This is a genomic window from Bacillus sp. 7884-1, from assembly GCF_002272245.1.
GTDB lineage: Bacteria > Bacillota > Bacilli > Bacillales > Cytobacillaceae > Neobacillus.
The window spans coordinates 1-11808 of the sequence record NZ_NPDD01000108.1 but is presented as its reverse complement, the minus strand read 5'-3'; the positions used below and the strand labels follow the sequence as shown (position 1 = coordinate 11808).

General features: G+C 38.6%; 14 protein-coding genes. 3 read left to right on the top strand and 11 right to left on the bottom strand.

The annotated features are described in order from the left end of the window. Positions 1-75 precede the first annotated feature (75 nt). The 8 genes from CHI06_RS13570 to safA form a co-directional block, all read right to left on the bottom strand. Positions 76-594 carry an RNA polymerase sigma factor gene (locus CHI06_RS13570; RefSeq protein ID WP_095249093.1) on the bottom strand — a complete coding sequence of 173 codons (519 nt, stop codon included), beginning with the start codon at positions 592-594 and terminating at the stop codon, positions 76-78. An 87-nt stretch (positions 595-681) separates the two neighbouring features. After that, positions 682-2010, bottom strand: coding sequence for an oligosaccharide flippase family protein (locus tag CHI06_RS13565; protein WP_095249092.1), 1329 nt, complete (start codon positions 2008-2010; stop codon positions 682-684). A 193-nt stretch (positions 2011-2203) separates the two neighbouring features. Next, on the bottom strand, positions 2204-2836 hold the full coding sequence (locus CHI06_RS13560; RefSeq protein WP_095249091.1) for a response regulator transcription factor: 633 nt from the start codon (positions 2834-2836) through the stop codon (positions 2204-2206). Further along, positions 2829-3881 carry a sensor histidine kinase gene (locus CHI06_RS13555; protein ID WP_095249090.1) on the bottom strand — a complete coding sequence of 351 codons (1053 nt, stop codon included), beginning with the start codon at positions 3879-3881 and terminating at the stop codon, positions 2829-2831. Before CHI06_RS13555 ends, CHI06_RS13560 begins: the two co-directional genes overlap by 8 nt. Then, positions 3878-4612 carry a cell wall-active antibiotics response protein LiaF gene (gene liaF / locus CHI06_RS13550; protein WP_095249089.1) on the bottom strand — a complete coding sequence of 245 codons (735 nt, stop codon included), beginning with the start codon at positions 4610-4612 and terminating at the stop codon, positions 3878-3880. The genes CHI06_RS13555 and liaF overlap by 4 nt, the downstream gene beginning before the upstream one ends. Positions 4613-4706: 94 nt before the next feature. Next, entirely contained in the window at positions 4707-5351 is a 645-nt protein-coding gene (locus CHI06_RS13545; protein WP_095249088.1) for a PspA/IM30 family protein, read from the bottom strand. Between the two features lie 18 nt (positions 5352-5369). Beyond that, positions 5370-5717, bottom strand: coding sequence for a lmo0954 family membrane protein (locus CHI06_RS13540; RefSeq protein WP_095249087.1), 348 nt, complete (start codon positions 5715-5717; stop codon positions 5370-5372). Positions 5718-5859: 142 nt separating this feature from the next. Further along, on the bottom strand, positions 5860-6474 hold the full coding sequence (gene safA, locus CHI06_RS13535) for a SafA/ExsA family spore coat assembly protein (RefSeq protein WP_095249086.1): 615 nt from the start codon (positions 6472-6474) through the stop codon (positions 5860-5862). Positions 6475-6565: 91 nt separating this feature from the next. Between safA and CHI06_RS13530 the strand changes: the two genes are divergently transcribed. Together CHI06_RS13530 and CHI06_RS29755 are read left to right on the top strand one after the other, a co-directional pair. Beyond that, on the top strand, positions 6566-6943 hold the full coding sequence (locus CHI06_RS13530; RefSeq protein WP_095249085.1) for a DUF1360 domain-containing protein: 378 nt from the start codon (positions 6566-6568) through the stop codon (positions 6941-6943). A gap of 50 nt (positions 6944-6993) precedes the next feature. Further along, positions 6994-7134 carry a hypothetical protein gene (locus CHI06_RS29755; RefSeq protein ID WP_179292614.1) on the top strand — a complete coding sequence of 47 codons (141 nt, stop codon included), beginning with the start codon at positions 6994-6996 and terminating at the stop codon, positions 7132-7134. Between the two features lie 50 nt (positions 7135-7184). On the opposite strand, the gene CHI06_RS13525 is transcribed toward CHI06_RS29755, so the two are convergent. After that, a complete protein-coding gene (locus CHI06_RS13525) occupies positions 7185-8324 on the bottom strand; it encodes a trans-sulfuration enzyme family protein (RefSeq protein ID WP_095249084.1) in 1140 nt (379 codons plus the stop codon). Positions 8325-8499: 175 nt separating this feature from the next. Here CHI06_RS13525 and CHI06_RS13520 point away from each other — a divergent pair, with 175 nt between their 5' ends. Further along, the gene (locus tag CHI06_RS13520) at positions 8500-10032 is read left to right on the top strand and encodes an FAD-dependent oxidoreductase (RefSeq protein WP_095249083.1); all 1533 of its coding nucleotides are present in this window, start codon (positions 8500-8502) and stop codon (positions 10030-10032) included. Positions 10033-10075: 43 nt separating this feature from the next. Here the strand turns inward: CHI06_RS13520 and CHI06_RS30480 are convergent, their stop codons facing one another. After that, entirely contained in the window at positions 10076-10210 is a 135-nt protein-coding gene (locus CHI06_RS30480) for a hypothetical protein (RefSeq protein WP_257009282.1), read from the bottom strand. 55 nt (positions 10211-10265) lie between these two features. Continuing rightward, positions 10266-11735 carry an amidase family protein gene (locus CHI06_RS13515; RefSeq protein WP_095249082.1) on the bottom strand — a complete coding sequence of 490 codons (1470 nt, stop codon included), beginning with the start codon at positions 11733-11735 and terminating at the stop codon, positions 10266-10268. Between the last annotated feature and the right edge of the window lie 73 nt (positions 11736-11808).

Genomic DNA, 11808 nt, shown 5'->3' with positions numbered 1-11808 from the left:
TTCTGATTCCCTTATAGGATAAAGAACACAGGCACCCGCAACTATAGAGCTAGTCTAAAAGATTGTATAGTCCTTTTATGCAAAGGATTGGAGCTTTGGTCTTAAGTGCTCCTTCCCCCTTTTCATTCTTGTTTTTACTGTAGATATGGGGATGTTTTTTCTTTTTGATATTTCAATTAAGGTAAGGTCTTTAAAATAATAGAGAAATAGTGTAGATTGGTATATTTCTGGTAATGCTTTTACACTTTCAACCATTTTTTCGGTTGAATATTTATGTAGTACCTCCTCTTCGGGAAGAGGCGGTGATTCAACTGTTGTCGTGTATGAATACACCTCTTCCTTCCAAAACTGTTTAGTTTTATTTTCCTTCCGCCAATAATCCCGACACTTATTTCTTGCTATCGTAAACAACCAGCCTTTTAATCTAGCGGGTTCCTTAATGGTATGAAAAGCCATATAGGCAGATACCAAAACCTCCTGATAGAGGTCCTCTGCAAGTTCTTTTTGTCTAACTAAAGAAAATATATAGTTGAAAATGGCTTTCCCATGTTCTTTCACTATTTCTTCAAACGAATCTATCATTACATCCCGCATTTTTTTCTACCCTTCTTTCCTTTAACATTTCTTATACTAATAGACGGAATTGTAATGTCTAACCCCTACACATGTTAGTAAACTTTTCTAATTATTTTTCTGGATGAAGCCTTTCATAAAAATAGAAACGCCAATTTTTTTACAAATGCTTAAATAGTGCATCAATGCCAATAAAACGGATCCGGTATTCATCGCGATGATCACGCCTTCCATCCGCCATTCGGGGCGTGAAGCTAAGACAATGATGATAGCAAAGGAAACAATCGTAGACCAAATAGCATGTATAAAGGTTTCCTTTATAAGTCCTAAACCAATTAACATTGCCTGCATCGGCATGACAAAGAAATGGAATAGGAAAAACGGCCAGAGCATTTGTAAGTAAATTGCTGCAGTAGATGAATCAAAAAATATCGACGTGAGCGGTCGGGCAAATATATAGAAAACTACCACCGCCGGTACGCCGTAAAGGAATGTAAGTGTCATTACTTGCGAAAGCATTTTTTGCAGTGTGGTGTAGTCTCTCATCGAATATGTTTTCGAAACAGCTGGTATTAGAACCGTCATTAAGGAATGAGCTATAAATGCAGGGAAAAATCCAATAGAAACGGCAACGCCCATTAGCATCCCAAAATGCTCGGTAGCAATGGTTTCAGATAGTCCAGACTGGACCAGTGCAGCCTTAATTAAAAAGGGCTGTATCGCACCTGTTAGTGCGGAGAAAAGTCTCAATCCTGTCGTTGGCACAGAGACAGCCATTAAATTTTTTCGGACAGCCTTACGATTTAAATTGGAAAAGGGCATTCGTTTTAACTGCTGAAATTGAATAATTAATGTGTAGCATAAATAAAGGAATACAGCAATTTCACTGCCAATAAATGAGGCAATCGCAATCAGTACGGCTGCTTCTGAATCAAATTGGAAAAAGCGAAACAACAAAAATAGCAACACGAGTTGTACTGATTTTCTTATGAAATTGGCAATGGCAATTTTCCCCATTTGGTGCCTGCCCATAAAATAACCCCGTGCTACTGAGGTAAAGGATATAACAGGAACTAGCAGAATAATCAGCCATCTTGTATAAGGATGGTATCCATTAAATACGGATATAAAAGGCATGAGAACCGTGGCAAACACGAACAGGATACACGTAAAAATAATGGTGATTGTAATAGCATGGTATAGGATATTTCGATGGAACTTTTCCTCTTTTTCAGCAACAAATTTTGATATGGAAACCGGCAATTCAAAGCTTGACAAAAGAACTAGTAAATAAATGGAGGGCAGTATAGACATATATAAACCTAATCCATGCTTGCCCAATTCTTTTGCAAGAATTAAATTGACTAAGAATTCAACACCTTCCCCTAAAAAAGCAGAAAGGGCTAAAAATAAGATTCCTTTGTAAAAAATACCCATTCCGAACTCCCCTTTAAACACAATCTCACTTTTATAAACCTATGAGACAAGTTCAAAGATTAGTAGGGATTTTTTTCGAGGCTGTTGTAAAGGTAGTGGTGAATGCTGACTCTCCAGACGCTTCAATCAACATTCAATAATTTTTCTGTGCACAGCCTAATAAAAAAAGGACCCTTTTAGTCCTTTTTCAATACTATTTAATTAACGAGTGTTTAAACGCGTAGATGACTGCTTGTGTTCGGTCTTGGACGGTAAGTTTGCTTAATATGTTACTGACATGGGTTTTCACTGTCTTTAAGGCGATGAATAGTTCATCCGCTATGTCTTGATTTGTTTTTCCCTGTGCCATTAACATTAGAATTTCCATTTCACGGCTGGTCAGTTCTTCATGTGGTAGGTGTTGATGTTTCTGGCGCATTTTCACCATCATTTTTCCTGTTACTTCTGGTTCAAGAACGGACTGGCCATGATATGTAGCGCGGACAGCATTAGCGATTTCATCTGCTTTTGATGTTTTTAGCATATAGCTGGTAGCACCGGCTTCTAGTGCAGGATATACTTTTTCATCATCTAAGAAGCTAGTGACAATAATTACTTTTGCATCTGGCCATGCTTCAATAATTTGTCTTGTTGCTTCAATCCCGTCCATTTCCTTCATCACTAAATCCATTAAAATAATATCAGGCCTAAGCTCAAGTGCTAGTTCCACACCCTTTTTTCCATCAGCGGCCTCACCCACCACTTCAATATCTGGCTGTGCTGATAGATAAGCAGAAACTCCAATTCTCACCATCTCATGATCATCGACAAATACTACTCTAATCATTTACACCATCTCCATTTTTCATAACAGGTACCTTTACTTCCAGCCTTGTACCTTTGCTCTTTACACTAATTACCTTTAATGTGCCACCAACTTCAAGCGCCCGCTCGTGCATATTCTGCATACCATAGGAACCAGCCTTCATATTATCGACTTCAAAGCCAATCCCGTCATCAACAATTCTTAATATGACTAGGTCATCCCGCTTTATCAATAAAACCTCAAGTTTAATTGCTTTTGAGTGCCGAAGCGTATTGGATACAGACTCTTGGAGGATACGGAAAAGATGATCTTCAATTCCCTTATCAAGTGGAAATGCTTCCACCTTCCACTTAATTTCCATTGTTACTTTCTGAGATAATTCGATTAATAATTCTTCAATTCCTTCCTGCAGCGTTTTATTTTTTAACGCAACAGGACGCAAATGAAGAAGCAGGGCGCGCATTTCAAGTTGTGATTGATGTATCATCTCTTCAACCATTTTCAACTGTTTTGCTTCCCTATCCTCCTCATTTGTACTTTGCTTTGTTGTATTAATGGCAGACATCATCATGGAGGCAGCAAATAGCTGCTGACTGACTGAATCATGTAACTCACGTGCGAGACGGTTTCGTTCCTGTTCAATAATTTCTTGTATTCTCGCTTCCTGGTCTTCTACTTTTTCTGTAGCCAAACGTTGTGAAAGCTTGGCTTGTTCAGAAATTTGCCTGCCTATCTTATCAATTTGTTCGGCAATACCTTGCATTTCCGTTATGGATTGCTTTTCAACGAATCCAATCTGTTTCCCCTGCTCCAGCTGGTGTAAGGAATGTTCAACAGACTGAAACTGTCTTCTCCAGAACATACCTGAAATAATGCCCAATAATATCCCAATGGCAATACTGAATGCCGGAATAAAAATAACAAATGGGATATCCATGAAATGTCTATTCCATAATTCTGACCAATCAGCAATTGGAAAAACAATGATAAAGGCAGCAGCCACAACAAGAGCAAGGATGACAGAAAAGCCGATATTCCAAATAACCTGCCTTTGGATGGTACTCATATCCGGCTCACCTCTAAATTCCCCACCAGCAAGGATGTAAAGATTTTCACCTTTTGCTCTGCCTGATCATAACCTGCTGTCTTTAAATGGAAAGCTTGATTAAAAACCTGTGACTGATGATTTTCTAAAACCGTTGTAGAACCTACAACACATGAGTGTTGTACACTTACTTCAATTTCATAAGGCACTTGAATTTGTATATTTCCAATGATATTTCGAACAAAGATGATGGTTTCACCTTTTGGTAAAACCGTATAACTAAGATCTATGATGGTATCTCCAATTCCAGATTGGATGTTAATGTCATTCCATTCATAAACACCACTAGGCGTTTTTTGCTGGCCGAAAAAAATATTTTCAAAGAGCGGCTTGGTCTTAATCAACGTCTCTTCCTGCCCGGCCTGCTCTGATTCTTTTATATCTAGTGTAATCTTATTTGGATTCTTTTTAGAGTTAGAATATTGGATAATAAAATGTAAGAGAATAGCAAGCAATAAAAACTTGAAGGTCATCATACTAAACACACTAATTAAAAGAATAATAATTCCTGCAAGAAAAAAAACTTTCCCGCTCTTCTTCCCTGCTTTTCTTCTACTTAGATATATAAGTCCACCAGAAAATAAAAGGGAGAATATAAGACCACTGTTGAAAAATAGAATTTCTAGCAGCAGAACGACAACCCCAATTACAACCAGCCATCCTGTATAATCATTCTTTGCGTTTTTTAACATCTGGCCTATCCCTCCCTCGTTTAGTTTCTGCATTCATGTTATAGCCAAAAAGGTGCACCTGTTTGCACCTTTTTAGAATACCATGTTTTGGTTATTAAATGGACTTGCTTTCTTCTAATTTCATTTCTTTTTCTAATTGGGCAATCTTAGCGTCAATAGTATCGCGGTAATAGGAACTTTTTACTTGGTGATCTAGACGATCTAAGTAATTGTCTATCTCTTGAAAACGCCTGTCTGCACTATTAGATGTAGTATTTGAGTCCAATACTTGATTCATTCGATGATTTGCGCGGGTTACATTCTCTCGGCCCATTAATTCCAAGCGTCGAATTTGCATGTCTTTAAGCTTATGCTTCATTTCTTCATATTTTCTTTCTAGTTCCCCTAGCTGACCTTGTACATGCTCAAGTGAAGCTCCTAGTCGTTCAACACGGCTTGAGTATTGCTGATGTTCAGCTGAAGCAAACTCATAAAGCTCCATTTCTCCTGCTTTAGAAGCAATCTCTGCCTGATACTTTCTTTTTTCTGCCAGCTCCACAGCCTGAGAATGTTCTCTAGTGAATTCATCCTTCAGCGCGTATTGTCGTTCCAAAAGCTTTCTTACCTTTTCTGTCTCTTGCTCGCATTGACGAAGATATTGGTTAAGCAGGGCAATTGGATTTTTCTTTTCCTTTTGGTCAACAGCAGCATGTAAATCAGCCATAATTGTATCTTTAATTCTAGTTAATAGGTTTGTCATTTTATCTCTCTCCTTAGATTAGTTATTATTTAATTCATTCCATTGTTTCTCAAAATTTACAAACGGATCAGAATCCTCTTTTACAACGGTCTTTTTACTGCTATTCCAGTTTTTATATACCAGATAAAGTACATAGGCAGCAAGAACTCCAATGATAGCAGGAGCGTTATGAATAGAGGCCATTAGGACAAAGAATCCGATAATCCCGAGAACAATCTTGCCTCCGGTCGTTTCAGCCTTTAAGAACTGTTTGAAAATGAAGTAGAGAACCGCAAGACCAACTAGTAATCCTATCATCGGACCTATGGATGAAAGTAAAATGATGGCTGCAACACCACCAGCAAGTATTAAACCAAACTTCTTCATTTTGTTTTTTCCTCCTTTCTTTATCTTGATATCATCTTACCTCTTATCCAAATTTCTCATAACGAACCAGCGCTTTATTTTCATATCAGTCTTAAGACGTAGAAAGGGTCAGTCCCATGTGTCGGAACTGACCCCTTCATGTTTATTTTGATATAAACATTTGTGTCCAATAATGTCTTTGTGATCCGCCTTTGGCGTATCCAACACCTATATACGTATAATTCCCGCTTAGGATATTCGCTCGATGACCTGGGCTGTTCATCCAAGCCTGAACCACTTCTTGAGCGGTTGTTTGTCCAGCCGCAATATTTTCTGCTGCTGCCCGGTAAGAAATACCGAAGTTCTTCATCATCGTAAATGGACTGCCATATGTCGGACTAGTGTGGCTGAAATAGTTTTTATCCCTCATGTCCACCGATTTATATCGTGCAACCCTTGATAATTCCCAATCTTGTGTCAAAGGTTTTAAACCATTTTTTGCTCGTTCTTGATTCGTTAATTGGACAACTTGGCTTTCAATACTTTTCGTTGCATCATAGCTAGGAATCGTAACTTTTTCTCCTGGATAAATAAGGTTTGGATTTTTAAATTGCGGATTTGCTGAGATGATTTCAGAAATCCCAACTTGGTAACGAACCGCGATTTTCCAAAGTGTATCCCCAGGCTGTACAGTATAAATCTGCTGGGCAAATGAAATGCTTGGAATACTTATTAGTGATAGTAAAAACATTAAACTAAACCAAAATGATTTTTTCATTATTTCGCCTCCTCGATATATATTTTAGATTTCAGGTTCAAAATATACAGAGTGTCAAAAATTTTTCATTGTAAAGTTCGGAGGAAAAAGTGTGAGAGACATTTCGTGGATAACCTATGTCATGTTAATTTTGGCAAGTTATCGGTTAACTCATTTAATTGTTTTTGATAAAATTACTGAATTTATTCGTAAACCATTTATGAAGAAAGTTAAAGTTGAAACCAATCATGGAATTGAAACAAAGGAAGTACCAAAAGGCATGTTTGGGTATTTATTGAAGTGTTATTGGTGTGCTGGGGTTTGGAGTGCCATTCTTCTTGGAGGCGGGTATTTACTTTTCCCCCGGGTTACGTTTGTCTTTATTTTGATTTTCTCGATTGCAGGCGGTCAATCCATCCTTGAAACGTTTGTAGGTGTAAATATTAAAAAAGTTGATTATTATGCTGATTTGGATAAGAAAAATAAATAAAGAAAAAAAGATCCCCCCTTCGCATAAACATTAGTAAAGGGGGGATTTGAATGGCTGGATGGTGGATTACTGCCATTGGGTTTATCATTTGTCTTGGTATTGTTGGGGGTACATTGGTTTATTTTTTAAAAGGAAGTCTTAACTCCGAAGACTCCACCCGTATTGATCCCGTAAAAAAGGAAATTGACTAATAGAATAACCAAAACGAAAAGAACCCTGGAAACCAAGGTTCTTTTTACTTTTAAAGTGATTTCTCAATTGCCTGTTCAAATTGTGCAATTATATCATCAGTATGTTCGATTCCTACTGAAATCCGTACAACTTCTTTCGTAATCCCCAAAGCTTCACAGGCTTCTTGTGGGAGTGACCGGTGAGAAGTAGTTAATGGATGGGAAACAGTCGTTTCGACTCCGGCAAGCGTAGGGGCAATTTTAATCCAAGCTAACGAGCGAAAAAATTGACTGATATCGACTGTTTTTGAAAGCTCAATGGTCACCATTGCTCCAAAACCATCTTGATCTTGGTCAAAGGGGTAATAGACTTTTTCAACAAAACGATTATGTGACAATGCTTCTGCTAATTTCCTTGCGTTACTGGATTGTGCTTTCATTCTCAATGCTAATGTTTTTAAACCGCGGCATGTCAGCCATGCTTCAAACGGACTTACATTTGTACCCAGATTTACAATTTTCGTGCGTGCACTAGCAACTAGATCTTCTCTACCAGTAAGGACTCCAATTGTCACATCGCTATGCCCCCCAATATACTTGGTTGCACTATGCACCACCAAATCTATTCCCATTAGATATGGCTGACAATGGTACGGAGTTGCAAATGTATTATCAACTAATGTATTTAATTGATGCTTACGGGCTAGTTCAACTACTCCTTTAATATCCTCCACCCTTAATAAAGGATTTGTAATGGATTCAGTGTAAAGCAGTTTCGTATTTTCTTTAATTTCCTTTCCTACTTCATCTAAATTAGTAAAGGAAACAAAGCTTGTTTCAATCCCAAAATGATTTAATTCTTCTTTCAGCATATGGTAACTGCCGCCATATAAATCATCTGCTGCAATAATATGGTCTCCGTTTTTCACTACGGCTAACACACCGGCTAAAATAGCTGACAATCCCGATGACGCTGCTACACCTGCAGGAGCGCACTCAAGTCTTGCAACCGCTTCTCCTAGTTCATCTGTGTTCGGATTGCCTACCCTTGAATAAAGATATTGACCATTCCCATGATAAAATCCTTCTAATTCATCAAGATCTTTAAAGGCAAATGCGGAGGTCTGATAAATCGGTGTAACTTTACTAGCTATTTTACTGTTACTTTTCTTCCCACCATGTAAAATTTCTGTCTCAAATTTCTTCCCCATATCAGCACCCTCTTCTTAATTTACAAAATAGTTATTATATTGAAAATATCAATACCTGTAACTTTCGTCAATCTAATTCTATTTCTAAATAATATTTTTTATATAGGGAACCATTACATGAATTCGCTAAATTTGGAAAAAATAAACCTATGAATATCTAACTGGAGGTCAACAAATGAGTTCAACTGAAAATACCCACCAATTTCCGCGTACTTACTGGCGTGAAATAGAATTACCAACTTTCGAAAAGCTAAATGAAGATAAAACCGTAGATGTTGTTATTGTCGGAGCTGGAATTACTGGTATAACTGCCGCTTATTTGCTTGCGAAGGAAGGGGTAAAAGTTGCTGTATTAGAGGCAGGAGGAGTACTGAACGGCACAACCGGGCATACAACTGCTAAGCTGACTGCACAGCATGGATTGATATACGATGAATTAATCGGTCATTTCGGTGAGGAAAAGGCAAAACAATATTTCGAATCAGTCTCCAGTGCCATTAAATTCGTTGAAACTGCTGTGAAAGAAAAAGGAATAGATTGTGACTTCAGTCAACAAGACGCCTATGTTTACGCTACCTCAGACCAATATGCCCAGAAGCTGGAAACAGAGTGGTCTGCTTACCAAAGACTTGGAATCGATGGGGACTTAGTAGGTAATATTCCGTTTGATATTCAAATAAAATCAGCTTTGCTAATGCGAAATCAAGCTCAATATCATCCATTGAAGTTTCTAAAAGGACTCCTAGATGAAGCTGTGAATGCAGGCTGTTCTTTTTATGAAAATACGATTGCTGACGACATCGAGGATGAAGATACGTCACAGCCAAAGGTAGTTACCAAGGATGGACACCGGATTACCTGCAGGCACGTCATCATTGCCTCTCACTTCCCTTTTTATGATAAACCAGGACTCTATTTTGCACGGATGTACGCGGATAGATCCTACGCGATTGGGATTAAGACTGACATGAAGTACCCAGGGGGTATGTATATCAGTGCTGATAGTCCGACTCGGTCAATTCGTTATACACCGATAGAGGGTGGTAATCTCCTTATCCTTGGCGGTGAAAACCACAAAACCGGACAGGGTATGGATACGCTCAGACATTATCTTGCACTGGAGTCCTTTGCGAAAGAGGTATTCGATCTTTCTGAGTATCATTACCGGTGGTCAGCACAGGACTTGGTTAGCTTAGATAAGGTGCCTTATATTGGCCCTCTTACTGTAAATAAGGAGCATATTTTAGTGGCAACTGGCTATAAAAAATGGGGGATGACATCGGGAATTCTTGCAGCCCATTTACTGACCGATTATATTATGAATCGTGATAATCCATATAAGGACTTGTATTCACCATCACGTTTTGATGCTGACCCAGATATAAAATCAATAGTAACCACAAATGCTGACGTAGCTAAGCATTTAATAAAAGGAAAGCTTGAATTTGTGCCAAAGGATCCAGGAGATTTGAAAAATGGTGAAGGATCTGTGGTCATGCATAACGGAAAACGTTCAGGTGCCTATAAGGATAAAGATGGTAAGCTTTACATTGTGGATACTACTTGTACACACTTAGGCTGTGAATGTGAATGGAATCATGCGGAGAAATCATGGGACTGCCCATGTCACGGTTCCCGCTTCTCCTATGAAGGGGATGTGATTGAAGGTCCAGCTAAGAAACCGCTTAAGTATGTCGGGGATAAATAATACGAAAATATAGCACGCCTCCTAAAGCAGGAGGCGTGTTCCTTTATTTACCATGAGGACGATTCTGTTTTAATTCTTCACCTGTTGAAAACTCAACAAGTTCAGCGCTGTTTTTCATTCCCTTTTTACGATTGTTATTTCGCTGGGCATTGGCATTACCGAGTTTCTGTCTTCCCACACTATCATCTCCTTCTAGAGAAATTCATAAATAGTATGAGTGAAAAGAAATGAAGTTATTCTCCCCCAAGAACTGGTGCTTTTCGGAACTTTGTTAGCTGTTCAAACGCATAAGCGGCTTCAATCAGCTGTGGTTCACTAAAAGCGGTTCCCGCTAAGGTTATTCCGACAGGTTCCCCTTCTGAGGTATACCCTGCAGGAACAGCAATGGTTGGATAACCAGCTTTTGCACTAATATGCGAACCCTCATCACTTGGGAAAAGAATGGCATCTAATTGATACTCATTAAGAGCATGATCAATTCCCCGCTCCGTCGAGTGGTAATAATCAAATTCCAAAGTCTTTACATATTCTGCTTCGGTTAAGGAACCACTAGTAGCATCCGAATCCAATAACACTGCCTGTCCATACTTAAGCATTATTTCTTCATTTTCCTTATTAAATTGAATGATGTCATTTAACGTCCTTATAGGTATAGATGGATGAAGGTTACTTAAATAAACGTTTATATCTGGTTTAAATTCATAAGTTAAAACATCGTACGACCATTTTACTTTTGCGGAAGGAATTTCTATATTTTCAATAACCTCTGCACCGGCTGCCTCCAAAATCGCGACAGCATCATGAAAGATTTTTTGCTTTTCTTCACTTATCTGTTCGATGAATCCTTCTAAAGCAATTCCCACTTTTTTACCTTTGAGTCCGTCCTTACGTAAATGCTCTGTAAAGTCCTTCTCCACAAGTGGATTTGTTCTTGTTATTGCATCTTCCTCGTCTCTGCCTGTTAATGCATTCAATAGAATCACTGCATCCCGAACCGTTCTAGACAAAGGTCCTGCTGTATCCTGTGTATGCGCAATTGGGATAATTCCTTTCCTGCTGATCAGCCCCACTGTCGGTTTGATTCCTACTAATGAGTTTTGACAGGATGGATTCAAAATGGACCCAGACGTTTCCGTTCCAATCGCTGCAGCTGCTAAATTTGCAGCAACTGCTGCACCTGAACCAGAACTAGAGCCACCAACATCAAATTTATCAGGTCCATATGGATTTAATACTTGACCCCCTCGGGAGCTATAGCCGCTCTTCATACCAATGGCCATAAAGTTTGCCCACTCAGTCATATTTGTTTTCCCTAAAATGACAGCTCCTGCTTTCCGTAACTGCTCTGCCACATAAGAATCCTTTAAGGCAATGGAATCCTTTAAAGCTAAAGAACCTGCACTCGTATGCATTTTATCAGCACTATCAATATTATCTTTTATTAGAATGGGAATCCCGTGCAACGCACTACGTGGCCCCGTTTCCTGGCGTTCGGCATCAAGAGCTGCTGCGATATGTAATGCATCTGGATTAACCTCAAGGATAGCGTTAATCCTTTTATCATAAACAGAGATTCTATGTAGATACATCATCACAAGTTCTTTAGATGTAAGTTCTCCGTTAGTCATCTTTTCCTGCATTTTAGTTATTGTGGCTTCCTCAATCCACTCATTTAGATATTTATTTAACTTAGGATTTTCCATGTTTTCCCCTCCTTTTTATAAAGTTCTATAAAAATCATGTAATTCCTGCAGTGGGAAAAGACAGTAGGATATT

Coding starts and splice junctions, on each gene's coding strand:
- CHI06_RS13560 (WP_095249091.1), bottom strand. CDS start 2,836: ATGATTAGAGTAGTATTTGTCGATGATCATGAGATGGTGAGAATTGGA.
- safA (WP_095249086.1), bottom strand. CDS start 6,474: ATGAAAAAATCATTTTGGTTTAGTTTAATGTTTTTACTATCACTAATA.
- CHI06_RS13565 (WP_095249092.1), bottom strand. CDS start 2,010: ATGGGTATTTTTTACAAAGGAATCTTATTTTTAGCCCTTTCTGCTTTT.
- CHI06_RS13570 (WP_095249093.1), bottom strand. CDS start 594: ATGCGGGATGTAATGATAGATTCGTTTGAAGAAATAGTGAAAGAACAT.
- CHI06_RS29755 (WP_179292614.1), top strand. CDS start 6,994: ATGGCTGGATGGTGGATTACTGCCATTGGGTTTATCATTTGTCTTGGT.
- CHI06_RS13515 (WP_095249082.1), bottom strand. CDS start 11,735: ATGGAAAATCCTAAGTTAAATAAATATCTAAATGAGTGGATTGAGGAA.
- CHI06_RS13545 (WP_095249088.1), bottom strand. CDS start 5,351: ATGACAAACCTATTAACTAGAATTAAAGATACAATTATGGCTGATTTA.
- CHI06_RS13520 (WP_095249083.1), top strand. CDS start 8,500: ATGAGTTCAACTGAAAATACCCACCAATTTCCGCGTACTTACTGGCGT.
- CHI06_RS13525 (WP_095249084.1), bottom strand. CDS start 8,324: ATGGGGAAGAAATTTGAGACAGAAATTTTACATGGTGGGAAGAAAAGT.
- CHI06_RS13540 (WP_095249087.1), bottom strand. CDS start 5,717: ATGAAGAAGTTTGGTTTAATACTTGCTGGTGGTGTTGCAGCCATCATT.
- CHI06_RS13555 (WP_095249090.1), bottom strand. CDS start 3,881: ATGAGTACCATCCAAAGGCAGGTTATTTGGAATATCGGCTTTTCTGTC.
- liaF (WP_095249089.1), bottom strand. CDS start 4,612: ATGTTAAAAAACGCAAAGAATGATTATACAGGATGGCTGGTTGTAATT.